At 73.2% G+C, this 26,571-nt stretch carries 26 protein-coding genes; 10 read left to right on the top strand and 16 right to left on the bottom strand.

All coding sequences use genetic code 11. The features are described from left to right. Positions 1–2: 2 nt before the first annotated feature. Positions 3–818, bottom strand: a complete 816-nt coding sequence (locus tag VH969_RS07130; RefSeq protein ID WP_331972296.1) for a PaaX family transcriptional regulator — start codon at positions 816–818, stop codon at positions 3–5. Positions 819–898: 80 nt separating this feature from the next. Between VH969_RS07130 and VH969_RS07125 the strand changes: the two genes are divergently transcribed. Beyond that, positions 899–2,395 carry an acyl-CoA synthetase gene (locus VH969_RS07125; RefSeq protein ID WP_331972293.1) on the top strand — a complete coding sequence of 499 codons (1,497 nt, stop codon included), beginning with the start codon at positions 899–901 and terminating at the stop codon, positions 2,393–2,395. 61 nt (positions 2,396–2,456) lie between these two features. After that, the gene (locus VH969_RS07120) at positions 2,457–3,098 is read left to right on the top strand and encodes a DUF4230 domain-containing protein (RefSeq protein ID WP_331972290.1); all 642 of its coding nucleotides are present in this window, start codon (positions 2,457–2,459) and stop codon (positions 3,096–3,098) included. On the opposite strand, the gene VH969_RS07115 is transcribed toward VH969_RS07120, so the two are convergent. The 8 genes from VH969_RS07115 to VH969_RS07080 all read right to left on the bottom strand — a co-directional run bounded on the left by VH969_RS07115 (position 3,099) and on the right by VH969_RS07080 (position 10,911). Then, on the bottom strand, positions 3,099–3,488 hold the full coding sequence (locus VH969_RS07115; RefSeq protein WP_331972287.1) for a VOC family protein: 390 nt from the start codon (positions 3,486–3,488) through the stop codon (positions 3,099–3,101). Beyond that, positions 3,485–3,778, bottom strand: coding sequence for an ArsR/SmtB family transcription factor (locus VH969_RS07110; RefSeq protein ID WP_331972284.1), 294 nt, complete (start codon positions 3,776–3,778; stop codon positions 3,485–3,487). Before VH969_RS07110 ends, VH969_RS07115 begins: the two co-directional genes overlap by 4 nt. A gap of 44 nt (positions 3,779–3,822) precedes the next feature. Next, a complete protein-coding gene (locus tag VH969_RS07105; protein WP_331972281.1) occupies positions 3,823–5,349 on the bottom strand; it encodes a hydrogenase large subunit in 1,527 nt (508 codons plus the stop codon). Next, positions 5,346–6,773, bottom strand: coding sequence for a proton-conducting transporter transmembrane domain-containing protein (locus VH969_RS07100; RefSeq protein WP_331972278.1), 1,428 nt, complete (start codon positions 6,771–6,773; stop codon positions 5,346–5,348). The genes VH969_RS07105 and VH969_RS07100 overlap by 4 nt, the downstream gene beginning before the upstream one ends. Further along, positions 6,770–7,438 (bottom strand): hypothetical protein, encoded by a 669-nt coding sequence (locus VH969_RS07095; RefSeq protein WP_331972276.1) that lies wholly within the window; start codon positions 7,436–7,438, stop codon positions 6,770–6,772. Before VH969_RS07095 ends, VH969_RS07100 begins: the two co-directional genes overlap by 4 nt. A gap of 148 nt (positions 7,439–7,586) precedes the next feature. Continuing rightward, entirely contained in the window at positions 7,587–8,534 is a 948-nt protein-coding gene (locus VH969_RS07090; protein ID WP_331972273.1) for a respiratory chain complex I subunit 1 family protein, read from the bottom strand. Next, entirely contained in the window at positions 8,531–10,429 is a 1,899-nt protein-coding gene (locus VH969_RS07085) for a proton-conducting transporter transmembrane domain-containing protein (protein WP_331972270.1), read from the bottom strand. Before VH969_RS07085 ends, VH969_RS07090 begins: the two co-directional genes overlap by 4 nt. Continuing rightward, positions 10,426–10,911, bottom strand: coding sequence for an NADH-quinone oxidoreductase subunit B family protein (locus VH969_RS07080; protein ID WP_331972267.1), 486 nt, complete (start codon positions 10,909–10,911; stop codon positions 10,426–10,428). Before VH969_RS07080 ends, VH969_RS07085 begins: the two co-directional genes overlap by 4 nt. 433 nt (positions 10,912–11,344) lie before the next feature. Between VH969_RS07080 and VH969_RS07075 the strand changes: the two genes are divergently transcribed. Next, positions 11,345–11,686: a hypothetical protein gene (locus tag VH969_RS07075; protein WP_331972264.1), complete on the top strand. Its 342-nt coding sequence runs from the start codon at positions 11,345–11,347 to the stop codon at positions 11,684–11,686. A 64-nt stretch (positions 11,687–11,750) separates the two neighbouring features. Continuing rightward, positions 11,751–12,092, top strand: a complete 342-nt coding sequence (locus VH969_RS07070; RefSeq protein WP_331972261.1) for a pentapeptide repeat-containing protein — start codon at positions 11,751–11,753, stop codon at positions 12,090–12,092. 113 nt (positions 12,093–12,205) lie between these two features. Here the strand turns inward: VH969_RS07070 and VH969_RS07065 are convergent, their stop codons facing one another. Continuing rightward, positions 12,206–12,748: a TetR/AcrR family transcriptional regulator gene (locus VH969_RS07065; protein ID WP_331972258.1), complete on the bottom strand. Its 543-nt coding sequence runs from the start codon at positions 12,746–12,748 to the stop codon at positions 12,206–12,208. A gap of 76 nt (positions 12,749–12,824) precedes the next feature. Here VH969_RS07065 and VH969_RS07060 point away from each other — a divergent pair, with 76 nt between their 5' ends. Beyond that, positions 12,825–14,048: an FAD-dependent monooxygenase gene (locus tag VH969_RS07060; RefSeq protein WP_331972255.1), complete on the top strand. Its 1,224-nt coding sequence runs from the start codon at positions 12,825–12,827 to the stop codon at positions 14,046–14,048. Here VH969_RS07060 and VH969_RS07055 read toward each other — a convergent pair whose 3' ends face one another. Beyond that, positions 14,049–14,513: a hypothetical protein gene (locus tag VH969_RS07055; RefSeq protein ID WP_331972253.1), complete on the bottom strand. Its 465-nt coding sequence runs from the start codon at positions 14,511–14,513 to the stop codon at positions 14,049–14,051. Positions 14,514–14,594: 81 nt separating this feature from the next. Further along, a complete protein-coding gene (locus VH969_RS07050) occupies positions 14,595–15,713 on the bottom strand; it encodes a low temperature requirement protein A (protein WP_331972251.1) in 1,119 nt (372 codons plus the stop codon). Positions 15,714–15,778: 65 nt separating this feature from the next. Between VH969_RS07050 and speB the strand changes: the two genes are divergently transcribed. Both speB and VH969_RS07040 read left to right on the top strand, forming a co-directional pair. Then, complete coding sequence (gene speB, locus VH969_RS07045) at positions 15,779–16,807, top strand: agmatinase (RefSeq protein WP_331972248.1); 1,029 nt, start codon at positions 15,779–15,781, stop codon at positions 16,805–16,807. Beyond that, positions 16,800–17,210: an MmcQ/YjbR family DNA-binding protein gene (locus tag VH969_RS07040; protein ID WP_331972246.1), complete on the top strand. Its 411-nt coding sequence runs from the start codon at positions 16,800–16,802 to the stop codon at positions 17,208–17,210. The genes speB and VH969_RS07040 overlap by 8 nt, the downstream gene beginning before the upstream one ends. A 3-nt stretch (positions 17,211–17,213) precedes the next feature. Here the strand turns inward: VH969_RS07040 and VH969_RS07035 are convergent, their stop codons facing one another. Continuing rightward, the gene (locus tag VH969_RS07035) at positions 17,214–19,931 is read right to left on the bottom strand and encodes a type 2 lanthipeptide synthetase LanM family protein (protein ID WP_331972244.1); all 2,718 of its coding nucleotides are present in this window, start codon (positions 19,929–19,931) and stop codon (positions 17,214–17,216) included. A gap of 91 nt (positions 19,932–20,022) precedes the next feature. Continuing rightward, positions 20,023–20,826 carry an alpha/beta fold hydrolase gene (locus VH969_RS07030; protein WP_331972241.1) on the bottom strand — a complete coding sequence of 268 codons (804 nt, stop codon included), beginning with the start codon at positions 20,824–20,826 and terminating at the stop codon, positions 20,023–20,025. 271 nt (positions 20,827–21,097) lie between these two features. Here VH969_RS07030 and VH969_RS07025 point away from each other — a divergent pair, with 271 nt between their 5' ends. Together VH969_RS07025 and selA are read left to right on the top strand one after the other, a co-directional pair. Beyond that, a complete protein-coding gene (locus tag VH969_RS07025) occupies positions 21,098–22,285 on the top strand; it encodes a vanadium-dependent haloperoxidase (RefSeq protein WP_331972238.1) in 1,188 nt (395 codons plus the stop codon). Positions 22,286–22,315: 30 nt separating this feature from the next. Continuing rightward, the gene (selA, locus tag VH969_RS07020; RefSeq protein WP_331972235.1) at positions 22,316–23,635 is read left to right on the top strand and encodes an L-seryl-tRNA(Sec) selenium transferase; all 1,320 of its coding nucleotides are present in this window, start codon (positions 22,316–22,318) and stop codon (positions 23,633–23,635) included. Between the two features lie 28 nt (positions 23,636–23,663). Here the strand turns inward: selA and VH969_RS07015 are convergent, their stop codons facing one another. Together VH969_RS07015 and VH969_RS07010 are read right to left on the bottom strand one after the other, a co-directional pair. Then, a complete protein-coding gene (locus VH969_RS07015) occupies positions 23,664–24,698 on the bottom strand; it encodes an LLM class flavin-dependent oxidoreductase (protein ID WP_331972232.1) in 1,035 nt (344 codons plus the stop codon). After that, positions 24,695–25,717: an isocitrate/isopropylmalate dehydrogenase family protein gene (locus tag VH969_RS07010; protein WP_331972229.1), complete on the bottom strand. Its 1,023-nt coding sequence runs from the start codon at positions 25,715–25,717 to the stop codon at positions 24,695–24,697. The genes VH969_RS07015 and VH969_RS07010 overlap by 4 nt, the downstream gene beginning before the upstream one ends. Positions 25,718–25,884: 167 nt before the next feature. Here VH969_RS07010 and VH969_RS07005 point away from each other — a divergent pair. Further along, the coding region (locus VH969_RS07005; protein ID WP_331972226.1) for an ABC transporter substrate-binding protein at positions 25,885–26,571 on the top strand (687 nt) is incomplete at its 3' end.

Raw genomic sequence — 26,571 nt, 5'->3', positions numbered from 1 at the left:
GCTCAACCACCGGAGTCCGCAGCGGGAGCGGTCTCTTCCGGGACGGACTCGAAGATGGGCGCGACCGCCGCCGCGGCCGGGGTGGCCAGCTCCGCCTCCAGATGCTGGAAGGTCTTCTGCGCGGGGATGGCCGGCCAGTCGGCCGGCAGGTGGCGGACCGGCAGGCGTGGGTCCAGCCGGATGATGCGCAGCCACTCGGTGACGATGGCCAGGTGCGCGGCCAGCGGGTCGGCCCGGTACGGCGGGTCCGACCAGCGGTCGGCGAACTCCCGGTACCTCTGCGCCAGGCGGTCCAGGTCGTAGGCATCGTGTACGAGCTGCGCCACGTCGGTCAGCTCGTCGGCGTGTGCGCGGAACACGCGGACCCTCGTGGCGAGGCCCAGCTCGGCCACGATCGCCGACACGTCGACCCGGCCCGGCGCTATCCACAGCCCGCCCTGCAGCGGACCGAAACCCGCCCACGCCAGCTGCGAGCGCAGGTCGTGCCGCTGCCGCTGCCACGCCTCCGGCAGCGAGAACCCCAGCAACGTCCACGTGCCGTCCCAGTCCTCGTTCACCGCGCCGGTCCGCCAGATCCGGACGTGCCCGTCCCGCAGGATGGCCACCGTGCGCGGGGTCAGGCCGAAGTACATGCGCCGGCCGCGGCGAACCCGGTACAGCAACCCGCGGTTCACCATCCGGCCCAGCGTGGACCGCGTCGCGTGTTCGGACACCCCGAGCCGGCCCAGCACCGCGATCGCGGTCCCGGAGTAGACGCACCGCCCCTGCCTGTAGAGGTAGTCACCGAGGAAGGTGAGCATCAGGGACTGCGGGCGCACGGGCCGATATTAGGCAACTCGTTGACGGCCGCAAGATCCACGCATAATTTGGTGGCCCGCCTCATGGTGGAAGGACGCCCATGCGCAACCAAGGCATCGGATCGTGGACTGCCCGCCGGGCGCGGATGTCACCGGACAGCGTGGCGGTCGTATCCGATGGTCGCGAGTGGACATACGGGCAACTCCACCGGCGCAGCACCATGTTCGCCCACGCGCTCGCCAAGCTGGACGTCGCGAGCGGCGACCGCGTCGCCTACCTCGGACCCAACCACGGGAACTTCCTGGAGGTGCTCTTCGGCGCGGGCCAGCTCGGCGCGATCTTCGTACCGCTCAACGCGCGGCTCACGCCGGACGAGCTGGCCTACATCCTCGACGACAGCGGCACGACCGTGCTCGTGCACTCACCCGCGCACGCCGCGGCCGCGGGCGCGCTGCGCGAGGTCGTGCCGCACGTCTTCGACTTCGACGCCTACGAGAACCTCCTGGCCGCCGCGCCGGACGACCCCCTCGACGAGCCGGTCGACCAGGAGGACGTCGCGGTCATCATGTACACCTCGGGCACCACCGGGCGCCCGAAGGGCGCGTCCCTCTCGCATGCCAACATCCACTGGAACAGCTTCAACCTGCTGATCGACGTCGACGTCGCGGGCGACGAGGTGACGCTGGTGAACGCGCCGATGTTCCACGTCGCCGCGCTGAACCAGACCGTGCTGCCGACGCTGCTCAAGGGCGGCACGGTCGTGCTCATGGCGGCGTTCGACCCGGTGCGCACGCTCGAGCTCATCGCCGAGCGCCGGGTCACCTACCTGTTCGGCGTGCCCGCGATGTTCCAGGCCATCGCCGCCACGCCGGCCTGGGCGGACGCGGACCTGTCGTCGGTACGCACGATGATCTGCGGCGGTGCGCCGGTGCCCGAATCCGTCATCACCACCTACCAGCGGCGCGGCCTGACTTTCCTGCAGGGCTACGGGCTCACCGAGTCCGCGCCGAGCGCGTTGTTCCTGCGTGCCGCGGAGAGCACGCGCAAGGTCGGCTCGGCCGGCACGCCGTGCTTCTTCACCGACGTGCGCGTGGTCGACGCGGCCGGGGCCGACGTCGCGCCGGGGGTGCCGGGCGAGGTGATCCTGCACGGCCCCAACGTGATGCCCGGATACTGGGACAAGCCGGCCGAGACGGCCGCGGTGCTGTCGGCCGACGGCTGGCTGCGCACCGGCGATCTCGCGGTTGTGGACGACGAGGGGTTCCTCTACATCCGCGACCGCATCAAGGACCTCATCATCTCCGGCGGCGAGAACATCTACCCCGCCGAGGTCGAGGACGCCATCCACCAGCACCCCGCCGTCGCCGACTGCGCGGTCATCGGGGTCGCCGACGAGCGGTGGGGCGAGGTCGGCCGGGCCGTCGTGGTGGTGCGGGAAGGGCAGGCCGTCGACCCCGTCGAGCTGCGCGACTTCCTGACTTCGCGGATCGCGAAGTACAAGGTCCCGGCGTCGGTCGTGTTCGCCGGCGCGCTCCCCCGCACCGCGTCCGGGAAGCTGCTGAAGAGCCGCCTGCGGGCCACGTACGGCGACGGCTGACGCCTCGTCGCCGAGCGACCTCGGCCCCACCGTGAAAAAATTGCGGGGTGAGGAGGTCGGCATGCCAGACACACCCATGAGTCCACTGTGGAAAGTTGGGCGCGTGGTCGGGGTCGTCGTCGTCATCGTCGCCGCCGTGCTGTTCCTGGCCGGCAAGCTGCCCAGCCTGAACCCGTTCCACGACAACGAGGTCGACCGGAGCCAGCCCGCACTGCTCCAGTCCGTGAAGGACCTGAGTGAGTACCACGCCGCTCAGGGCAACTTCCAGGTCGTCGTCGACCTCGAGCACGACGTCGCCTGGGTGCCGGACGTCATCGCGGGCAGCCGGACGCTGTTCGTCGCGGCGGGGTCGGTCGACGCGTACGTCGACTTCGACGCCCTCGACGAGCGGGCGCTGAAGGTCGACACCGAGAAGCGGACCGTGCGGGTGCAGCTGCCGGCGGCGAAGCTCGCCAAGCCGAGCATCGACCAGAAGAAGACCTACCTGTACTCGCAGGAACGCGGCGTCTGGGACCGCGTCTCCGCCCTGTTCAAGACCGAGGACCAGCAGGAGTTCTACGTGATGGCGGAGAAGAAGATCTCCGACGCCGCGAAGGACGCGGGCCTCACCGCGCGGGCGGAGAAGAACACCCGCACGATGCTGACCGGCATGTTCAAGTCCCTCGGCTACACCGCCCAGTTCCCTGAGGACAGCGCCTCGTAGCTACTCGCTCTGGTGCACGATCTGGATCAGGTTGCCGCAGGTGTCGTCCAGTACCGCGGTGGTCACCGGGCCCATCCGCAGCGGTTCCTGGGTGAACCGCACACCGAGCTCACGCAGCCGCTGGAACTCCGCGTGCACGTCGTCGACGGCGAAGGAGTTCGCCGGGATGCCGTCCTCGACGAGTGCCTCCTTGTACGGCTTCACCGCCGGATGGCTCGAGGGCTCCAGCAGCAGCTGGGCCCCGTCGGGATCCTGCGGTGAGACCACGGTCAGCCAGCGGTCCTCGCCGACCGGGACGTCGAACTTCGGCACGAAACCCATGACCTCGGTGTAGAAGCGCAGCGCCTTCTCCTGGTCGTCGACGAAGACGCTGGACAGATGGATTCTCATGAGCCTTCCCCTCGTGAGCCGGGCCTGAGCCACCGCGTGACGATGCGCTCGAGTGGCGCGGTGTCCAGGTCGTGGAACTTGTAGCGGCCCTGCCGGCGCGTACGGACCAGCCCGGCCTCCTCGAGCACCGCCAGGTGCTGGCTGATCGCCTGGCGGGTGAGCCCGAGACCGTGCTTGGTCACCAGGCGCGTGCAGATCTCGAAGAGCGTCTGCCCGTCCCGTTCGGCCAGCTCGTCAAGGATGCGCCGCCGGGTCGGGTCGGCGAGCGCCTTGAAGATGTCGGCCGCCACGGTGAACACAATAGGCAAGTGACTACTTGCCTATCAAGGGGCCATCAGAGGTCGTTCCCCGCCAGCGACAGGTTGAAGCTGCGGTTGGCGAGCGGGAAGTCGGCCACATCGATGCCGGTCAGCGCGAGCGGCAGCGCCGCCCAGTTGACGAAGCTCGGGTCGACGACCTTCACCCGGGTCAGCACGCCCTCCTCGGACAGCTCGACGCGGTGGGTGATCGTGCCCCGCCAGCCCTCGACGATGCCCACGCCCGTGCTCGCCTCGGCGCGCCGCGCCTGCGGGGGCTCGGCGGACGCGGCGAAGCCCTCCTCGCGCAGCGCCGCGATGAGCCGGACCGAGTCCGCGAACTCCGCCGCCCGGGCGAGGAAGCGAGCCATGACGTCGCCCTCGGTGCGGTCGTAGGCGCGCGGCGGGTCGGCGGGCAGGAACGGGTGGTCGTGCCGGGCGTCGACGGTCAGGCCGCTCGCCCGCGCCACGTAGCCCAGGGCCTCGCACGCGGCCGCCTGCTCGACCGTGAGCACGGCGGTGCCGGTGAACCGGTCGACGATCACGCTGCTCTCCAGCGCGAGCGCCACGAGCGAGGCCACCTCCGTGGCCAGCTCGGCCAGCCGGTCCGGGTGCGGCAGCCGGCGGATCGCCACCCCGCCCGGGTGGATCGCGCCGCGCAGCAGCCGGTGGCCGGTCACCTCGTCGTTGATCCGCAGCAGCTCCTCGCGGATGCCCTGCGCGTGCGCGTCGAGCACGCCGTGCCCCGCGTCGCCGCACAGCCCGCCCATGTCGGCCGCGTGGTTGTACAGCCGCTCCAGCTCCAGCAGGATCGACCGGATCCGCTGGACGTCCGGATCGACCTCGTGACCCTCGGCGTCCTCGACGGCGAGGCAGTACGCGAGCGTGTGCCCGACGGCGGTGTCGCCGCTGATCCGCTCGGCCAGCTCGATGCCGTCGGCGGGCGTGCGGCCCTGGAACAGCCGCTCGATTCCTTTGTGGACATACCAGAGCCGGCCGCCGACCGCGGTGACCCGCTCGCCGTCCACGGTGAGCCGGTAGCGGCTCGGCTCGGTCACGCCGGCGTGCACGGGGCCGAGCGAGACCTCCGACTCGTCGACCGGCGCGGGCACCTCGGCGGCCGCGAACTCCGGCGGCTCCCCCGCGGCGGCGAGCATCGGGTACCAGCCGCGCGGCCAGTGGCCGTGCCGGACGAGGCGGTGCGGCACGGGGTGGCCGAGCGTCACGATGCCGAACAGGTCGTGCATCTCGCGTTCGAAGCGGGCCGCGAGCGAGGACATGCCGGCGAGGCTCGGCACGGCCGGGGTGTCGCGCGGGACCGGGACGTGCAGCTCGACACGCCGGTCCGGGTCGGCGGCGGTGAACAGGTAGACCGCGCGCAGCCCGATGCCGCCGACGTCCTCGTGGCCGGCGATCAGCGCGACCCGATAGCCCTTGTCCAGCAACGACTTCGCGCGGGCGGGCAGGTCGTCCGGGCTGATCGTCAGCGCGGTGCGGTTCGTGCCGGCCGGTTCGCCGGGCGGGCCCGGGGTCGGCGTGATCCCCGGCGTGGTGTCACTCGTCATGGCGCCCCCACGAGCGTGTCGGCGGCCAGCCGCAGCAGGGTGGCCAGCGGTTCGGCGGCGATGCCGGCGGCGGCGCAGACCACCAGGCCGCCCACCAGTGCCGCCGTGGTGGACCCGGGCAGCCGCACGACGCCGGTGGCCGCACCGGGGCTGTCCGGTGGCTCGCCGAGCAGCATCCGGCTGGTGTGCGCGATCAGCGCGATCGCGATCGCGAGCGCCAGCAGCAGGGCGATGGCGACCAGCCAGCCGAGGCCGGCCGCGAACCCGGCGCGGGCGATGCCGAGGCCGCTCGCGAACAGGCTGAACGGCGGCAGCCCGAGCAGGGCGAGCAGGGCCGCCGCGACCGCGCCGGCGAGCATCGGATGGCGGGCCGCGAGGCCGCGCACGCCGTCGATGCGGCTGGTGCCCGTGAGCTGGCGGATCCGCCCGGCCCCGACGAACAGGACGGCCTTGGTGAGCCCGTGGCCGAGCAGCTGCAGCAGCACCGCCGCGATCGCGAGCGGGCCGCCGATCGCCGCGCCGAGCGCGACCAGGCCCAGCTGCCCGGTGCTCGAGTAGGCCAGCATCCGCTGGTAGTCCCGCTGGGCCAGCAGCAGCGACGCGGCCACGAGCAGGGACACCACGGCGAGCACCGCGAGCAGCACCCGGCCGAACGTGGGCCCGAGCGCGGCGTCGGACACGGCCCGCACCCGCAGGATCGCGTACGCGGCGACGGAGAGCAGCACGCCGGACAGGAGCGCGGCCACCGGTGCCGGCGCCTGGCCGTGCGCGTCGGGCAGCCAGGCGTGCAGCGGCGCGAGCCCGGCCATCGTGCCGAACCCGACCACCAGCAGCACCACCGCGATCCGCACACCGTCCACATCGGACCCGACGTAGCCGAGCAGCACGATGCCCAGCAGCGCCAGGGCGAGCCCGGCGGAGCAGATGACGACGAGCTTCCACGCGGCCTCGGCGGCGGCACGGCTCGCGCCCTGCCCGACGAGGAACCCGGTGGCGAGCACCGCGGCCTCGATCGCCACCCACAGCAGGCCGAGGTCCGCGGCGAGCACGGCGAGCGACATCGCGGCGAGGAAGAGCTGGACGGCCGTGCAGTGCCAGCGCGCGGTCCGGTCGGTGGCCCGCCCCGCCTCGATCTCGGCGGCCAGGTACGCGGGTGTCGCGACGGTCGCGAGCAGGGCCACGGCGCCGACCACGAGCAGCAGGAACGCCGCGGGCGCGTCGGCGCGCAGCACGCCCTGCCCGGCGCTGAACGCGCCGGAGTCGCTGTGGACGACCTCGACGGCGGCGCCGACCGCGCAGGCCAGCACCAGCCCGGCGCTGACCGCGCCGGCCCAGACGGTCGCCAGGCGCCAGCCGGCCGCGGCGTACGCGATCGCGGCGAGCAGCGGCACGGCGATCGGCGCGAACATGAACACGGTCATCATGAGTCCCGCAACTCCCGGAGCTCGTCGAGGTCGGTGTCGCCGACGGTCTCCCGGGTGCGCGTGGCGGACAGCTGCAGGATCACCAGCACCAGCAACACGTCCAGCGCCACGCCCACCTGGACGAGCAGCGCGAGCCCGGCGCCGCTGAGCAGCGCGACGGCGGTTATCCCGTTGTCCATCAACAGCAAACCGGCGAGCTGCGGCAGCGCGCCGCGGCGCGTGGCGAGCACGAGGAAGCCGACGAGCACGACGGCCACGCCGACCGGGATCGCCGTGCCGGCCGCGCCCACGCCGCCCTTCGGGGCCATCTCGACCAGCGGCCGGGACACCGCGAAGGCGAGCAGCGTCAGCCCGGCCGTGGCGAGCAGTGACGCGGCCCCGCCGAGCAGCGGCGGGGGTTCCGGTCCGGGCGGGCCGGCGGCCGCGCGCCGCAGCAGGTAGGGCAGCACGCCCGCGCGCAGCACGAGCAGCACGGCGGCCACCGCCCACAGCTGGACGGAGATCTCGTGGATCGCGAGCACCGCGCCGAGCCCGGCGAGCGCGATGCCCTGCAGGACGAACACCCGGACGACCACCGCGACCCGGCGGCGCCACAGCACGAGCGCCGCGGTCAGCAGCAGCCCGCCACAGGCCAGGTCCAGCAGCTGGGTGTAGAGCGAGCTCATCCCGCCTCCCCGGAATTGACCCTCTTGGTCACCTTGACCCGATACAGTCCGGTTGGGCACGTGCTTGTGGCTGAGTTGCGTCCCGTTCCCCTCAGGTGCGGTTGGGAGCCGCACGGCAGCTGCGGGCTCGGTTTCATCACTCTCCCTCTCACGTCAGGAAGAACGCGGCGGAGACGGCGAGCAGGGCGAGTACGAACGAGCCGGCCAGCAGCTGGGGCACCCGGACGACGCGCAGCCGGGCGACGAACACCTCGGCGACGGCCACCAGCACCCCGAGCACCGCGACCTTGGCCACTAGCGCGCCCACGCCGATCAGCACGGCGGCCGCGCCCATGGACGTCGCGATCCCCCACGGCACGAACAGGTTCGCGAGCAGGCCGAGCAGCACGGCGAGCCGCATCGCGGACGCGAGCTGCACGAGCGCGAGGTCCGGTCCGGCGTACTCCAGCACGATGGCACCGTGCACCATCGTCGCCTCCTGGCGGGTGACGGGGTCGTCCGCCGGCCGCCGCCCGGTCTCCGCGACGATCGCCACGACGAGTGCCGCCGCGGCGAGCAGGCTGCCCGGCGAGACGACCTGCACCGGGTCGTCGAGCGTGGCGGACACGATCGCGCCGAGGTTGGTCGAGCCGGCCCGCGTGGCGAGCGCGACGACCGCCACGAGCAGCGTCGGCGTCGCCAGTGCGAGGATCGTGAGCCGCCGGCCCGCGCCGAGCGCACCGAACGCGGTGCCGGTGTCGAGCGCGCCGAGCACCAGCGCGACGGCGCCGAGGGCGAGCAGCCCGGCGACCGCGAACAGGTCCGCGGCCGGCGCGATCGCCGGCGCGGTCGTGACGAACGGCGCCACGACCGCGACCACGACCGTGGTGGCGAGCAGCAGCAGCGGGCCCAGGCGGAACATCTCGCTGGTGCCGCCCGGGTCCACCGGCTCCTTGCCGAAGAGCTTGCGCAGGTCCCGGTAGGGCTGCCAGATCCCGCTGCCGACCCGGCCCTCGAGCCGGGCGCGGACCTTCTCCAGCACGCCGGCGAGCAGCGGCGCGGCGGCGAGCAGCAGCACCGGCTGCACGACGCCGCCGACGATGCCGAGTGCGTTCACCGGGTCACCGCCAGGATCGCGAGCAGCGCGCAGACCGCGTAGAACCCGTAGCCGACGTAGCGGTGCACGCTGCCGGTGGCCAGCGCGCGGCCGGCCTCTCCCCAGGCGTTGAGCGCGGCCAGCGCGGGGCGCCAGAGCCGGCCCTCGGTCCGCTCGATCGAGTAGGCCGGCACGGCGAACGTCGTGGCCCGGCGCGGCGCCGGCCCGGCCCCACCGTCCCATGTGGGCACCGCGCGGCGGGCGCGGCGGCGGGCCAGCAGCATCGTGCCGCCGATCGCGAGGGCGAGCGCGACGGCCAGCGCCACGGTGATGAGCAGCGGCGAGATCGTGCCCGCGACTCCCGCCACCCGCACGGTGATCGCGCCGGTGACGGCCCGCTCCCCTTCGCCCAGCACGGTTTCGCTGACCGTGCCCAGCGCCGGCAGCACCAGGGTCGGACCGAGGGCGAGCACGACGCTCGCCAGCCCGGCGAGCCCGAGGCCCGCGAGCAGGAACGGCGGGCTCTCGCTCGCCTGCTCGGCGGCGGCGCTGCGCGGCCGGGCGAGGAAGCCGACGCCGAACGCGCGCGCCAGCGCGGACACCGCGAGCCCGACCGACAGGGCGACGGCCGCCACCGCTACCGGCACGGCGACCCCGATCGTCGTGCCGGTGCCCGGTGGCGTGTGCACCAACGCCTGCAGCAGCAACCAGACCGACACGAACGCGGTGCCCGGCGGCAACGCCGAGCCGGCCAGCGCGCCGAGCCCGAACCCGGCCGTGGTCCACGGCATCTTGCGCCGCAGCCCGCCGAGCGTCTCCAGCTCGCGCGTGCCGGTCGCGCGCACGACGGACCCGGTGGCGAGGAACAGCAGGCCGGTCGCCGCGGCGTGCCCGAGGACGTGCAGCAACGCGGCGGTCAGCGCGAGGCCGGCGAGTACCCGCTGCCCGGCGGCGGCGAACAGGCCGGCCGCGCCGATGCCGACGAACACCAGCCCCATGCCGCCGATCGTCGAGCGGGTCAGCAGCCGCTTGAGGTCGCCGCTCGGCGCGGCTCGCAGCGGGCCGGCGACCGCGGACAGCGCGCCGAGCCCGAGCACGGCGAGCCACCACCAGCGCGGGCCGCCGGCGAGCAGGTCGAGTCCGATGCGGACGATCCCGTAGCCGCCGAGCGTCACCATGGCCGCGGACATCAGCGCGGAGACCTGGCTCGGCGCCTCGGTGTGTGCCCGCGGCAGCCACACGTGCAGGGGCGCGATCCCCGCGGCGGTGGTGAACCCGACGAGCGTGAGCACGAACGCGAGCCCGGCGACCACGGCGGACGGGTGCGCGTCGCGCAGGTCGGCGAACGAGTCGCCGGCCCGCCCGGCGAGCATGAGGAGTCCGATGAGGACGGTCAGGAAACCCAGCTGCGACAGGGCCGCGTACCACCGGCCGGCGACCGCGACCTCGGGGCTGCGCCGGTGCTCGACGAGGATCAGCACGAGCGAGGTGGCCGCGACGAGCTCCCACGCGGCGAGGAACGTGCCGACGCCCCCGGCCGCGGGCACGAGCAGCATCGCGATGACGAACAGCGGCACGACCGACTGCACGACGCGGGAGCGCGCGTCACCGACCGCGTAGACCCCGGTTGCCACCGCGGCCACGCCGACCGCCGCGAGGAACGGCCCGGACAGCGGGTCGAGCTCGATCCTGACGCCCGTCAGCGGCAGCACGCCGGGCACGGACGCCGAGTACGGGTCGCCCGTCATGGCGGCGATCCCGGCGACGACGCCGGCCGCCCCGGCTAGCGCGGTGCCGAGCCCGGCGGCCGGTGCGCGGAGGTTCGCCTTGAGGACGTAGTCCGGCAGCGAGCCGGCGAGCGCCGCCAGTACGCCGAGAACCAGCGCGGCGGCGAGGAAGGTGGCGGCGACGTTCATCGGCCGGTCAGCCTCCGCAGCCCTTCGGCGATCGCCTCCGGGCGGGGCGGGCAGCCCTCGATCTCCAGGTCCACGGGCACGACGTCGCGCACGGCGCCGGCGACCCCGTAGGCGCCCCGGAACGCGCCGCAGTTGCGCGCGCAGTCGCCGACCGCGAGGACGGCCTTCGGGCCGGGCATCGCGTCATGGGTGCGGCGCAAGGGTTCGGCCATGTTGCGCGTGACGGGTCCGGTGACCAGCAAGGCATCCGCGTGCCGCGGCGAGGCGACGAGCTTGGCGCCGTAGCGCTCCGCGTCGTACACCGGCCCGAACGCAGAGCGGATCTCGACCTCGCACCCGTTGCAGGACCCCGCGTTGACGTGCCGCACCTGGACCGATCCGGAGAACTCGCGGGCCACCGCGAGCAGCCCGTACCCCGGCCGCCCCGGATCGCGCTCGGCCACCCGGCCGGTTCTGAAGATCTTGCGCAACAACCCGAGCATGTCCGCTCCCGCGTGGATCGGTGATCGGTGGGGAAGAGGCGGACACACTACCGACCTCAGGTCATCGGTGGTCAACGCCCCAGGAAGATCCACTCACTCTCCGCTATCAATTCGTTACAAGACTGGGGTTCGCCGACATCGCTGGGGATAGTGGAGTCACTGGGGTAACTGGACGCCGAGGTGGTCAGGACGAGAGGGCCGCGTGGTGGCGGAAGGCCCGAGGTGCATCGGGTCCTGTCCACGACGACCATCGCAATCTGGGCGGCGGGCCTGCTGCTCGTCGCCGCTGGCATGGTCGTGGTGCTGTGGGCGCTGTTCGGCACCGGGAACGAAGCGGACTCGGCACGGCTCGACGTCATCCGCACCGCGGCGACGATCGTCTTCGGAACCGGCGGTGTCGCCGCCTTGCTGCTGACCGCGCGCCGCCGAGCGGGTGACCGAGCTCGACGTCAAGCAGAAGGATCACGACGCGACCGAGCGGCGGGTCACCGAGCTGTACGGCAAGGCCGCCGACCAACTCGGCAGCGACAAGGCGCCGGTGCGGCTCGCCGGGCTGTACGCGCTGGAGCGGCTCGCGCAGGAGAATCCCGCCCACAGACAGACGATCGTCGACCTGATCTGCGCCTACCTGCGGATGCCGGCCCGGCCGCCGTCAGCTCCATCGTCGGCACCGTCGCGTCTGCGCGGGCGACGTAGTGAGTCGGCCGAGGAAGGCGAGGTCCGCCAGGCGGCCATGGACCTGCTTCGCCAAGCACCTGCGTCCCGGATCGGATGACCGGGCGCGGAGCTTCTGGCCCGACATCGAGCTCAACATCTCCGGTACGACGCTACCGAAGGTCGTGCCGACGAACTGCGTGCTGCGGACCGCACGGTTCACCGGCACGACGTTCATCGGCCCCGCGACTTTCCGCGGCACCACTGTCGAGCGGACGGCCGACTTCCGTGACGCGCGGTTCCTCGGCCTGGCCGACTTCCGCCGCGTCAGGCTCGGCGACGAAGGCGAACCCTTCCGAGGCACCAGCTTCGAAGGCGAGGTCGACTTCGGCACGCGCACGCACGCGACGCTGGCCGGCGCCCGGACCCGGACCGATCTGAGTGCCGCGAATCCAGCGGCCGCGGACAGTGCGTCCGGGTACGCCGGCATCCTCCGACGGAGTCGTCGCACGGCGAGGGGGTGGTGACCGCATCGTCGGCCGCCGGTCGAACCCGGACCCACCCAGGGTGAACCGGATGACCGGGCCCGGCGACGTCATCGGCTTGGCGGCCGAACCCGACCCGCCCAACCCGCGTCCGGCTACCCGCCCGCCATACCGAGTGTGGCCATGGCCGCGTTCACGGCCGCTTCGCGGAGTTCCTCGGCCGGGACGTGCGGGAACTGCACCGTGCAGTCCTGCAGGCCGCCCAGCGCGATCACCGCGCGCGTGGCGTCCGCGAGCGACGGGTCCGGGCCGTACAGCAGCGCGGTCAGCCGTTCCCGCCAGGTGAGCACCCGGTCGACCAGGCCCAGCTCGGACAGCGTGGTCAGCTCGGTCAGCACCAGCATGATGTCCGCGCGGTGGCGGATGTTGAAGTCGAAGTAGCCCTCGAGCAACTCCCGCGGCCGCACCGACTCGAGCTTCTCGTGCTCGGCCACGAACGCGTCGCCATCGTCGATCAGCGGCTGCATGATGCTGCGCACCAGCTCCTCGCGCGAGCTGAAGTGGTAGTACAGCGCGGGTTTCGTGATGCCGAGCTGGTCCGCGATCTCCTGCAGGCTCGTCTTCGGCACGCCCTTGCGCGCGAACAGCTCGCGCGCGGTGGCGAGGATCCGCTGCTTGGTCTCGGAGGGTCGGGGCACGGCGCGAGCATAACTGACCTTCCGATCAGTAAGTTGACGAGCTATGCTTACCGACCGGAAAGTAAGGAGAGCCGACATGCGGATCCTGATCTCCGGCGCCAGCATCGCCGGACCCGTGCTGGCCTACTGGCTCCACCACTTCGGCTTCGAGGTCACCGTCGTCGAGCGCGCCCCACGGCTGCGCAAGACCGGCGGCCACGCCGTCGACCTCTTCCGCCCCGCCATGGACATCTCCGAGAAGATGGGCGTGCTGCCCGCCATCGAGGCCAAGATCACCGGCATGGACCGGATCTACCTGCACCGGCCCGGCAGGCGGCGCCCGGTGGTCGCCGACCTCGCCAAGGTCTTCACGGCGACCTCGGACCGGCACGTCGAGATCATGCGCGACGACCTCAGCGAGATCTACTACGACGTGACCCGTGCGGACGTCGAGTACGTGTTCGGCGACTCGGTCACGTCGATCGGCGCGGACGGCACGGTGACGTTCGAGCACGGCGAGCCGCGCCGGTTCGACCTCGTGGTCGGCGCGGATGGGCTGCACTCGAACGTGCGGCGGCTGGTGTTCGGCGACGAGGCGGGCTACAGCACGTTCGTCGGCGCCTACCTCGCGGTCGCGTCCGTGCCGAAGGAGGTCGGCGTGCCCGGAAAGGCGATCATGTACAACGCCCCGGGCCGCGGCGTCGGCGTCTACGGCGGGCCGCGTACCGAGGACGGGCGGCTGGTGTTCCTGTTCCGTGCGCCGCGCCCGCTGGACTACCACCACCGCGACGTCGAGCGGCAGAAGGACCTGTTGCGGGAGCGCTTCGCGGGCATGGACCCGCAGGTCGACCGGTGGCTGACCGAGCTGGACCGCACGCCCGCGTTCTACTTCGACTCGATCACGCAGCTGCGGATGGGCACCTGGTCCCGTGGCCGCGTCACGCTCGTCGGCGACGCCGGCTACTGCCCCGGCCCGGCGGTCGGCGGGAGCACGAGCCTCGCGGTGATCGGCGCGTACGTGCTGGCCGGCGAGCTGGCCGCGGCGGGCGGCGACCACGAGCGCGCGTTCCCCGCCTACGAGCGGGAGATGGCCGCGATCGTGCGGGACAGCCGGGCCTTCGCCCTCGGCGCGGCCAGGTTCCTCATCCCGCGCACGCGGCTCGGCGTGTGGTCGCTGATGCAGGCCGCCCGGCTCGTCAGCCTGCTGCCGGCACGGCTCAGCCGCGCGCTGGCGAAGCTCAACGACAAGGGCGTGCGGCTGCACGACTCCATGGTCGTGAAGGACTACGGGAGCGTGCTCGTCACCGAGGGCGAGCGGTAGTCACTTGTCGGCGGGTCTCGCGCTCGCCGGTGGTGGCGGGCCGTGGATGTCGCCCTTCTCGATCTTGCCGCCGAACTTGTCCTGCAGCGGCGAGATCTCCTTCAGGCTGTTTCCGGTCACCAGCCAGCGCTCGCCGACGAGGTAGACGCCGCCGTAGTCCTTCGAGTGCTCCAGCCACAGGCGCTGGCCCTCGGCGGTGTCGAAGTCGGTGAGCACCACCCTCGTACCGTTGACGTCGCACCAGGCCAGCCGGTAGTCGGCGTACTTGCCGCCGAGCTCGGGTTCGCAGCCCAGGCCGGTGGCCAGCTGCTGGACGGTCATCGGCTTGCTGGGCTTGCTGGGCAGCACGGAAACGTCCACCTCGTCGTGGCCGGGGGCACCGTGGCCGCCGCTCGCGTCATCGCCGGACGAGCCCGGGCCGCAGCCCGCCGTGCAGGCGGCGAGTGCCGCGGCGAGCATCAGCATCGGCACTGCCCGCCGGCGCCGCCTGCCATCCCTCGGGCATGCGCTAGCTGCGTGGGTCACGAACTCATATACGGGACCGGCCTACGTTTCGTTCAATCCGGGCGTCCGCGACACGACCACGACGCCGGCCAGAACCAGGCCCGCGACCAGCAACATCAGCCAGCCGCCCGCGAGCAGCCCGGCCGGCACGCACAGCAGCACCGCGACCGCGGCGACCAGCCGGGTCCACTCCCAGACCGGGGCCAGCGCGCGGTGGAACGCGGCCAGGCCGGCCAGGTACAGGGCCAGGCCGAGCGGCAGCAGCCACAGCTCGAAGTCGTGCAGCGGGGTGGTGAAGTAGGTGACGGCCTTCTTCATGCCGACCGCCGCCATGGTCACGCCGGTGATCATGGCCAGGTAGGCGTAGCCGAACGACAGCAGCGCCGCGCGCCCGCGCCGCTGCGGCGGCATCGCGTCCAGCAGCCGTTCGCTGTCGCGTTCCTCGCGTTCGAAGTACACCCACCACACGCCCGCGCTGACCACGAGCGCCAGCACCGACCCGACCACCACCCGCAGCACGTCGCCGAGCTCCGACGCGACCGTGCCCACCGCGATGATCGACTCGCCGAGCAGGATGATCAGCGCGAGCCCGTGCCGCTCCACGAAGTGCCCGGCGCCGATGGCGAACCCGCCGATCCCGGCGATCACCGGCGAGAGCGCCTCCAGCGCGACCGCACCGAGCAGCACCCACGTCCGCGCCTGCGGCGGCACGATGCCGGCCGCCACGACGATCAGCGCACTCACGATGTTGAGCGGGCCGAGCCGGGAGATCCCGCGGTGCCCGGAGGTGCCGATGAAGCCGGCCGTGTGCACCAGCACCACGGCCAGGTAGGCGAGGCCGAGGATGAGCCCGAACGGCCCTTCGTCGAAGAACCGCGGCACCGCCAGCGACATCACGAAGTACGCCGCCATTCCGGTGAGCAGCAGCAGCCGCGGTCCCGGGCGGGCGAGGTCCAGCGCGTTCGTCAGCCACGCGTAGCCGCCGTACATCCACCAGATGATCGCGAGCAGCGCCACCGTGCGGCCCAGGCCGTCGACGGTCGGCGCGGCCGTGAGCACGCCGGCGACCTGCGTGATGGTGAAGACGAAGACGAGGTCGAAGAACAGCTCGAGGGGCCGTACCCGCTCGGCCGGTGCGGTCACGGCTGGCGACGAGGTCATCGCGTTGATCGTAAAGGCGGTCGCGAGCGAATAAGGTCGATCCGGACGAGACGGGAGGTCGCGACGTGGCTCGCTACGGCGCTCAGTACGGCCCGGACATCACCTTCCTCGGCGTGCCCCGCTGCGACTGGGCCGACGCCGCCACCTACGACGGCGCGGACGTGGTCATCCTGGGCGCGCCCTTCGACGGCGGCACCTCCCACCGGCCGGGCACCCGATTCGGCCCGCAGTACATCCGCCAGTCCTGCTACCTCCCCCACGACGGCTCCCGCCCGTCGCTCGCGCTACGGGTGGACGCGCTGCGGGACCTGGCCGTGTACGACGCCGGCGACGTCGAGATGTACTCCGGCGACGCCGAGCGCTCCGTCCGCGACCTGCGGCACGCCGTGCACACGGTGACCGCGAACGGCGCTATCCCGCTCGTGCTCGGCGGCGACCACACGATCGCCTGGCCGGACGCGGCCGGCGTCGCGCAGCACGTCGGCGAGGGCCGGGTGTCGATGATCCACTTCGACGCGCACGCGGACACCGGCGACGTCACCTTCGGCTCGCTCGTCGGGCACGGCCAGCCGATGCGCCGGCTGATCGAGTCCGGCGCGGTGCGCGGCGATCGGTTCCTGCAGATCGGGCTGCGCGGCTACTGGCCCGAGCCCGAGACGCTCGACTGGATGGCCGAGCAGCGGATGCGGTCCTACGAGATGACCGAGATCGTCGCGCGCGGGCTCGAGGCGTGCCTGACCGAGGCGTTCGCCGTCGCCACCGACGACTGCGACGGCGTGTTCCTCTCGGTCGACATCGACGTCTGCGACCCCGGCCACGCGCCCGGCACCGGCACGCCCGAGCCCGGGGGGCTGACCGGCCGCCAGCTGCTGGACTCCGTGCGCCGCATCGCCTACGAGCTGCCGGTCGTCGGCGTCGACCTCGTCGAGGTGTCCCCGCCCTACGACCACGCGGAGCTGACGTCCTACCTCGCGAACCGGGTCGTGCTCGAGGCGCTGTCCGGCATCGCTCGCCGCCGCCGGGACGCCGCCGAGGGCACGACCTGGGACCCCGCGCGGCCACTGCTCGCGGACCGGCCACAGCGCCGTGCCTGACTACCTGGAGGTCCCGCCCGAGGTGCTCACCCGCCTGCGGCCGGTGTGCCTCGGCCTGCCCGAGGCGTACGAGGAACCGGCGTGGGTGGGCACGCGGTGGCGGGTTCGGAAGAAGACGTTCGCCCACGTGCTGCGGGTCGCGCCGGGCCACCCGCCGGTGCACGCCCGCGAGGCGTCGGTGGACGGGCCGAACACAGTGCTCACGTTCCGCTCGCGCGGCCCGGAGTTCGAGGCGCTGACGAACTCGGGCTACCCGTTCTACCGGCCGCAGTGGGGCCGCGACGTGGTGGGCATGATCCTGCGCGACGACGTCGACTGGGCCGAGGTCACCGAGCTCCTCACCGAGAGCTACTGCGTGCAGGCACCGCAGAAGCTGGTCCGGCAGGTGCAGCGGCCCGGTTGAGCCTCACTTCTTCCTGGCGGGCCCGGGGTCGGGCAGCAGGACCGACGGCAGCCGGCAGTCCGGATGCAGCCGCAGCAGCTGGTAGGCGACCCCGCCGGCGCCGTCGAGCAGGCCGGGCGCGAACGCGTCCTTGGCCACGCCGGTCACCACGCCGAACTCCTCGACCGCGGCGACCATGTGCGCGTCGACCGCCGCCCGGTCGAACCCGGCCGGGCCGAGGCCGTTGTCCATCGCCGCGGTGACGAGCTCCCAGACGCCGAGGTCGCCGTGGCAGAGCGTGTGGTTCCAGCCGATCCCGCGGTGCCAGGACGAGGACGCGGACGCCTGGACCGTGCCGCGCCAGTCGTCGGCGTACGTGCCGCCGTGGGTCAGCAGGTCCACCGCGGCGATGCCGATGCCCGTGCTGCCGTGACACCACGCCGCGCCGACGTGGTTGTCCCCGCGCAGGTCTCGCCAGCCGCCGGTGCGCGGGTCGTACAGCGCGCCCTCGAACGCGAACGCGGCTGCCGCGGTGGTGGCGTGCGAGCGGTCGCGGGTGAGCTCCGCGAGCCGCGCGAGCGCCCAGCCGATGCCGGTCACGCCGTGCCCGAACCCGCCGATGCCGGTCGGGTACTGCGGGCTGGTCCAGCACACGGCACTCGCCCCGGTGACCGTCGAGGCCGGGGTCGCGGAGGCCACGAGCTGGTCGCCGAGGTAGGCCGCGAGGTGCCCCCAGCGCCGGTCGCCGGTGTGCTCGGCGAGGCGCAGCAGCGGGACGATCGCGCCGGCCCGGCCGACGAGGACGTCGTTCGCCGGGTCCTCGGCGACCACCGCGGGCAGCCGCTCGGCGAGCGCGACGGCCCGGTCGAGCGCGAGGTCGCCGATCGCGCCGAGGCGGCGCAGGAGCAGCCAGCCGGCGATGCTGGAGCCGAGGCCGACGTATCCGCCGGCCTGCTCCGCCGGCGGCGGGTCCGCGGCGGCGCGGCGCTTCTCGGCCAGGCGCATCGTGTGCATGGCCGCGCGCAGCACCTGCGCCACGCCGGGCACCTCGTCCGCGCGGCCGGCCGCCACCTCGCGCAGGTAGCCGGCGAGCAGCACGGCGATGCCGGCGGTGCCGCCGTACAGGTCGTGGGACAGCGGGTGCACCGCCCAGCCGGCCGGGTCGAGCATGGGCGCCACCCACGTGACCGTGCTGTCGGCGCCGGCGATCGCCGTGTCGACGATCTGCCCGACGATGCGGGCGGCGAGCGCGCGGCGCCGGTGGTCCAGCCGGTCTCCGTCCACCGTGGACGGCAGGCGGCGCTCGGCGGCGGGCGGCCCGCTCTCGTTGAGGTTGGCGGCGACCAGCGCGGCCTGGACGATCCGCCGGTCGACGGCCGGGTCGGTCCCGCGCCAGTGCCCGAGCGCGCCGTCGATGAGGTCAGTCCGGCTGCCGAAGGTCGTGCCGCGCGGGCCGAACAGCAGGCCGGTGGCCGGGGTCGTGGCGAACGTGGGCACGTCGCCGTCGAGCATCTCGGCCACCTCCGCGGAGATGACGTACGGGTCGCTGGGGGCGCAGCGCCTGCCCTCGGCGTGCCGGGTGAGCAGGTCGACCGCCTCGTCGAACGCCGGTGGGGACGGCGGCTGCCAGAGCAGCCGCGAGCACTCGGCGTAGACGTCGCGGTCGCGGAGCACGATCCGCACGTGCGTGTCCGCGAACGGCGCGAGCAGGTCCTCGAGCCGGCCCTCCGCGTCGAGCTCGCGCAGCCGGTCGGTCAGCTCCGCGAACGCGATCACGACGTGGTCCCAGTACCGGGCGAGGACGGGCTTCGGGCTCGGCAGCGCGGTGGCCGCCTCGGGGGCGAGCGTGGTGCGGCCGGGCTGCAGGCCGGTGCCCAGCACCGTGCCGGAGGCCAGCTCGTGCGCGAGGTCGACGGCGTGGCCGAAGCCGGACGGGCGCGCCGGCGAGTGCGGGGTGAACAGCATGCCGCAGTCCATGAGGACCGGCACCGGGCCGGCGGCGACGACGTTCTCCGGCTGCAGCCCGGTGCCGCCCAGCAGGCGCATGACGGCGAGCCAGCGGCCGAGGTTGCGGTGGAAGCGGCGCAGCTCCTCGTCGTCGGTGCAGTAGCGGTGCTCGACGTGCTCGGCCCAGCCGTAGCCGTCGCGGACGAGCACGCGCGACACGCGGATCGGGTCCCGCTCCTTGGGCAGCACGCCGGCCAGGAACGAGGCGAGCGCCCGGTCGGCGTCGACCGGGCGCGGCAGGTAGGCGAGGCGGGTGCCGGTGAAACTCGCCCGCACGACGGTCTGTCCACCGCCCTGGGAGTCCCCGGCGCCGAACGTCACGTCGGTCAGCTCGCCCGGCGCGGTACCGTCCAGTTCGGACAGCACGCCACGGTCGGCGGCATATCGCTCGGCGAACGTGATCGCTGCCGACACCCTGCTGTCCACAATGGATTGCAGGCGCTGCGCCAGCTCCGGATGGTGCTTGTTCAGCGAACCCGTGATCCGGGCGGCGTCGAGCGCCAGCACCTTGCGTAGCACGGTCACGTGCAGGACGGCCGCGGCCCCGCGGTAGACCAGCGCCCGCTCCCGGCCGGAGAGCCCGCCGACGCCGTCGAGCACGACGGCGAACATGTCGAGCGTGGGCGCGAGGAAGGTGCGGACCGTGCGGTCCAGCCGCGCGGCCGCGTCGACGACCGCGGTGTCCACATCGGACTCCACGGACCGCCGAGCAGTCGCGATCTCCTCGATGCTCACCGCTCCATGGTCACGCACCGAACCCGTTTTTGCATGCTCTGTGACAACTCTCCGACATTCGTAGTAGGCCGAATGCCGTCACCCGAGCGAGTTAACCCACTACTTCCGTAGGCGGTTGCGCAGTCAAGAATCCGACCACGAGCGGGCTCGCCACGGCGCGGTACTCCTCGAAGTAGGCGTGCCGCGCGCCGGAGATGAGTTCCAGCCGGGCGCCCGGGATGCGGCCCGCCAGCAGCGGGGCGTTGGCCACCGGGTTGAACACGTCCTCGGTCCCGTGCACGACCAGCGTCGGCGCGGTGATGGACGGGAGGACGGCCCAGCTGTCGTGCGAGGCGCTCGCGGCCAGGTGCCGCCGGCGGGCGTGCTCCGGCATGTCGGGGTCGCCGGTGGTGCCGTACGGCCCGGAGTGCGTGGTGAGCCAGGTGGGCGAGTACATGAGCTCGAGGAGCGCGCGCCGGGCCGCCGCGGCGTCCCGCTGCGCGAGCGACCGGCGGACGGCCTCGCTCCGCTCGATCCCGTGCGGCGCGCCCGGCGAGGTGCAGCCGAGCACGAGCCCGCCGACCCGCTCAGGATGATCGGCGGCGAGCCACTGCGCGACCCGCCCGCCCATCGACGTCCCGTACACGTCGGCCATGCCGGCACCGGCGTGGTCGAGGATCGTGACGACGTCGGCGGCGAAGCCGCGGGTGCTGTAGGAGTCGTTGTCGGGCTTGTCGCTGCGCCCGGTCCCGCGCCAGTCCATCGTGATCGTGCGGAAAGTGTCGAAGTCCGGCCGGACCGAGTCCCACCAGTGGTGGGTGTTCGCCTGCCCGGCGAGCAGCACCAGCGTCCGCTCGCCGCCGCCGTGCACCTCGTAGTAGAGGGCGACGTCGTCCGGGGCCACGGCGAAGGGCACGCGCGAGCGTACCCCGCCGGCTGCCGGCCGGAGGCTCTCGGACACGGCACGTGAGTTCCCGAATATGCGCGATCGACGCCGCGAGAATTCATCCTTTTCGGGTGATAATTCCGGGTACTTTCCGTGCTAATTCGAGGCTTCGACTGCCGTTAACTGCGGGAAGGAACGGCAGTCACCCGCTCCCCGGCCGAACGACGATGCGCCGAGAGCCTCGGCTCGCAGAATTCAGGAGGCCACCATGATACGTCACAGAATCCTGAGTAGAGTCCCGTTGTCGATCATCACCGTGCTCGCGGTGATCTGCTCGCTGGGCGCGGCACCCGCAGCCGCCACCCACACGTCCGCCGGTGCCGACGCCGTCCGGTTCTGGAACGAGGTCACCGTCTCCACCGTGACCGGTGCCGCGATCCCCATCCCCGAACAGCCCCTATACCTGACCTACGTGCACCGCGCGGTGTACGACGGCGTGCTCCGCGCCAACGCCCGGCATGCCTCGTCCGTCGCCGCGGCGACGGCCGCCGCCCACGCCGTGCTCGTCCACTACTTCCCCGCCCAGCAGGCGACGCTGGACCAGCGGTACGCCGACGCCCTCGCCGCCGTGCCCGACGACCGTGCCCGGCGCGCCGGGCTCGCCGCCGGCCTTGCCGCCGCGGGCAAGCTCCTGCGCGAGCGTGCCGGCGACGGGCTGAACGGGCCGACCAAGCCCGCGCCGCCCACCGGCCCCGGCGTGTGGGTCCCGACGCCGCCCAACACGATGGGCGTCTCGTCCTGGCTCGACGGTGTCCGGCCGTTCGCGCTCCGCTCGGCCGCCCAGTTCCGGCCGGGCGCTCCCCCTTCGCTGAACAGCAGGACCTGGGCGCGGGCCTACGACGAGACCCGGGTGCTCGGGTCGGCGACCTCGACCGCGCGCACGGCCGCGCAGACCGAGACCGCGCGCTTCTGGTCGGAGCCGCCGTACGTGCAGAACCAGAAGACACTGCGCGCGCTGACTCGCGACCGCGGCATGAGCGCGGCGCGCACGGCGCAGCTGTTCGCCCTCGCCGACTCGGCGTCCGCGGACGCGCTGATCGCTTGCTGGGATGCCAAGTACCACTACGTGTTCTGGCGGCCGTTCAGCGCGATCCCCGCCGGCGACACGGACGGCAACCCGGCCACGCGGCCCGATCCCGCGTGGACGCCGCTGCTCGCCACGCCCAACCATCCCGAGTACCCGAGCGCACACGGCTGCGCCACCTCGGCGCTGTTCGGCGTGGTGGCCGGGCTGCTCGGCACGCACCGGATCGACGTGACGCTCGAGGCCGCCGTGACGGGCACGAGCCATCACTTCGCGACGCTCGAACAGCTGATCCGAGAAATGGGCAACGCCCGCGTCTGGGGCGGCCTGCACTGGCGCTTCTCCACCGAGACCGGCGTGCGGCTCGGCGAGCAGGTCGCGCGCGTCGTCCTGTCCGATCGGTAGGCCCGCGCCGCGTAGGCTGGCGCGGTGAACATGCCTGGTCCAGACCGTCCATTGCAGACAGAGGACCCCCGCCGGCGGGTGCCGCGGACCGACGACGTGCTCGCTGATCCGCGGCTCGTCGCGGCGGAGGCCCGGGTCGGCAGGCCGGCGGTGAAGCAGGCGGTGGTCGCGGCGCAGGAGCGCGTGCGGGCCGGTGCGCTCGAGCCGTCGGCCGTCGCGGACGCCGCCGTCGCCGCGCTGCCCGTGCGCGCCTCGAGCCTCGGGCCGGTCGTCAACGCGACCGGTGTGCTGCTGCACACGAACCTGGGCCGGGCGCCCCTGTCCGCGGCCGCCACCGACGCGATGGTGGCCGCGGCCGGGCCGACGGCGGTCGAGCTCGACCTCGCTTCCGGCCGACGGTCCGGGCGGGGCCGGGGCGTGACGGCGGCGTTGTCGGCCGCGGTGCCGGACGCCGAGGCGGTGCACGTGGTCAACAACGGCGCGGCCGCGCTCGCCCTGGCCGCGACGGCACTCGCGGCGGGCCGCGAGATCGTGCTGAGCCGCGGCGAGCTCGTCGAGATCGGGGACGGCTTCCGCCTGCCGGACCTGCTGACCAGCACGGGCGCGACGCTCCACGAGGTCGGCACGACCAACCGCACGGCGCTCGCGGACTACGTGGGCGCGGTCGGCCCGCGGACGGGGTTCGTGCTGAAGGTGCACCCGTCGAACTTCGTGGTGTCGGGCTTCACCGCGGCGGTCGAGGTGGCGGAGCTGGCGACGCTCGGCGCGCCGGTGGTGGCCGACATCGGGTCCGGCCTGCTCGCGCCGCACCCGCTGCTGCCGGACGAGCCGGACGCCGCGAGCGCGCTGCGGGCCGGGGCCGACCTGGTGATCGCGAGCGGGGACAAGCTGCTCGGTGGTCCGCAGTGCGGGCTGCTCCTGGGTCGGGGCGACCTCGTCGAGCGGCTGCGCCGCCACCCGCTGGCCCGCGCGATGCGCTGCGGCAAGCTGACCCTGGCCGCCCTCGAGGCGACGCTGCGCGTGCCACCGACCCCGACCGCGAGGGCGCTCACCACGAACCGGCGCGACCTGCTCGCCAGGGCGACTCGCCTGGCGGAAACCCTGCGCGCACAAGGCATCGACGCGACGGCGACCGAGACGCAGGCAACGGTGGGCGGCGGCGGCGCGCCCGGCGTCACGCTGCCGAGCGCTGGCGTCCGCCTGCCGGAGCCCTACGCGGACCGCCTTCGGCAAGGCGAGCCGCCGGTGGTCGGCCGCACGGCGACAGGCCATTGCGTGCTCGATCTGCTGGCCGTCCCACCGGAGCAGGACGACTCCCTCGCGGCGGCCGTCCGCGCGGCCCGGCGCTGACCGAAAGACAGGTGACCGGTTCCGTGCCTCAGGCGACGACCGGCTGCGCGTGCAACGGGGCCATGACCTCCGCGGAGAAGCGGCGCACGAACTCCATCTTGTCCGCGAAGGACACCGTCCACCAGAACTGGCGCGCACCCGCCTCCCCCGCCTCCCGCAGCCGCGCGATGCACTCGTCCGGCGTGCCGCCGACCACGTAGCGCCGCGACGCGTGCTCGCGCAGCTTCGGCAGCGAGCGCAGCAGGTCCGCGTTCGACCGGGCCGACTCGTGCTTGATGTGGGCGTCGAAGTCGTAGTGGTCGACCAGGTACTGCGCCTCCGGCAGCACGTCGTCCGGGATCAGCTTGCCGCCCAGGGTGATCTGGCCGTGCGCGTTGATCAGCGCCGCCGACAGCGTGAGCATCCGCTCCTCGGCCTCCGCCCGGCTGTCGGCCAGCCGCGCCCCGCACAGCCACCACAGGTCCAAGTCGGACAGCGACCGGCCCACCGACTCCGCGCCCGAACGGATGTGGCCCAGCGTGTTCTCGATGACCTCCGGAATGATGCCCGTCCCGATGATCACGCCGTCCGCCACGCGGCCGGCCATGCGCAGCATCTTCGGGCCCGCCGCCGCGACGTAGATCGGCACCGGGCGGGGCGGGGTGAACATCCGCAGCGGCGCGCCGCGGTAGCCAACCTCCTCGCCCCGCAGCAGGCCGCGCACCGCGAGCAGGTACTCCTCGATGTCGGCCACCCGTGCCGGGCGCGCGCCCGCGGTGTGCGCGGCGCTGTCACCGGCGCCGATGCCGTACAGCGTCCGGCCACCGGAGAGCACGTCCAGCGAACCGATGGCCTGCGCGGCGACGATCGGGTGCCGGGTCAGCGGGTTGGTCACCCGCGGGCCGAACCGCACCCGGGACGTGTTCTGCGCGGCGAGCACGCCGGTCACGTACGTCTCCGGGTACAGCGCCGGGGAGTCGGTCAGCCCGAGCACGTCGAAGCCGCACTCGTCGACCGTGCGCACCCACTCCGGGAACGCCGCCAGGTCGTCGCACACCAGGCTGACCCCGAAACCGAACCTCATGCCGCACTTCCTTCCCCGGCGCCGGGCAGCGCCGCGATGATCGCGTCGGTCATCTCCGTCGTGGAGGCCGTCCCGCCGAGGTCGTAGGTGGTCACCGGGCCCGCGACGACCGCCGCCACCGCGGCGCGCACCCCGTCCGCGGCCGCGGTCTCGCCCAGGTGGTCCAGCAGCAGGGCGCCGGACAGGATCAGCGCGCACGGGTTGACCACGTCCTTGCCCGCGTACTTCGGTGCGCTGCCGTGCGCCGCCTCGAACAGCGCCGCCGCCGGCCCGAACGACGCGCCCGGTACCACGCCGAGCCCGCCGACGAGGCCCGCGCACAGGTCGGCCAGGATGTCGCCGTACTGGAACGGGGCGAGCAGCATGTCGTAGCCCGACGGGTCGCGCACCAGGTGCATCGCGAGCGCGTCCACGAGGCAGTCGTCGAAGTCCACGTCCGGGTACTCGCCCGCGATCTCGGCCGCGGCGGTGCGGAAGAGCCCGTCGGTCTGCTTGAGCGTCGCCGCCTTGTGCGCCACCGTGATCCGGCGGCGGCCGTGCGAGCGCGCGTACTCGAATGCGAACCGGGCCACCCGGTGCGTGGCCGCGCGGGTCACCCACTTCACCGCGATCGCGGCGTCCGGGCCGACCTGCTGCGCCGCGCCGGTGAACACGTCCTCGGTGACCTCGCGGACGACGACCAGGTCCGCGCCCGGGAAGTGCGTCCGCGCGCCGGGCAGCGCCCACGCCAGCCGGACGTTCGCGTGCACGCCGGCCGCCTGGCGCAGCGCGATGTTCGGGCTCGGGTACCCGTGCCCGACCGGGTTCGCCATCGGTCCCTTGAGGACGACCCCGACCTCGCGGACGAGGTCGGCCGTGCGGTGCGGCACGGTCGTGCCGGTCCTGGCGAACTCCCGCTCCCCGGCCCCGGCGAGCATCCAGTCGAACTGGACCCCGGTCGCGTCGAGCACCCGGCGGGCCGCCCAGGTGACCTCCGGGCCGATGCCGTCGCCCGGCACGTGCACCACCGTGTGCCTCACGAACACGTCTCCTTTGCGCGGACCTCCCGGCGAACACTGGACACTATGATAGACGATATATAGTCTCCACAGCACCCAGGAACGGCGCGCTCGTCGCGGCGGGCCGGCACAAGGAGGCAGCGGTGCAATTTCCACGTGTGCGGGGGCAGAGCAGAAACCGTCTACTGGTGGCCGTCATCGCGCTCGCGCTGGCCGCGGCGGGGTGCGGCGGTGGCGGCGGTGGGGACGCGGGCGGGCGGGCCGCCGACCAGTCGCTGGTCATCGGGATGAACCAGGTGACCCAGAACTTCGATCCCATCAGCGCCACGGCCACCGCCGACTACACCTACTGGCGCTTCGTCTACGACACCCTGGTCAGCACCGACGACGGCACGCCGAAGCCGTGGGCGGCCGAGTCGTTCAAGCCCATCGACGCCAAGCACTGGCGGTTCACGCTGCGCAAGGGCGTCAAGTTCACCAACGGCGAGCCGCTGGACGCCGAGGCCGTGCGCTACACGTTCCAGCGCGCCCTCGACGACCAGAAAACACCGTGGCGGGTGCGCATCGAGGCCCTGCAGAAGATGGTGGTCATCGACCCGCAGACGATCGACTTCCACCTTTCCAAGCCGGTCGGCAACTGGCCGACCCGCACCTCCGTCGTCTGGCTCGTCCCGCCGAAGTACACCAAGGAGAACCCCGGCGCACTCGTCACCAAGCCGATCGGCACCGGACCGTTCAAGGTGGACAGCTTCTCCCCCGGCGAGAAGGTCGTACTGTCCCCCAACGCGGATTTCTGGGGCACCAAACCGTCCCTGAAGAAGGTGGAGCTGCGCTCGATCCCGGAGGACTCCACCCGGGTCTCCGCGCTGCTGGCC

The sequence above is a fragment of the Actinophytocola sp. genome (assembly GCF_036555685.1).
In the GTDB taxonomy this organism is placed as follows: Bacteria; Actinomycetota; Actinomycetes; order Mycobacteriales; family Pseudonocardiaceae; genus Actinophytocola.
This window is presented reverse-complemented; position numbering and strand designations above follow the sequence as displayed.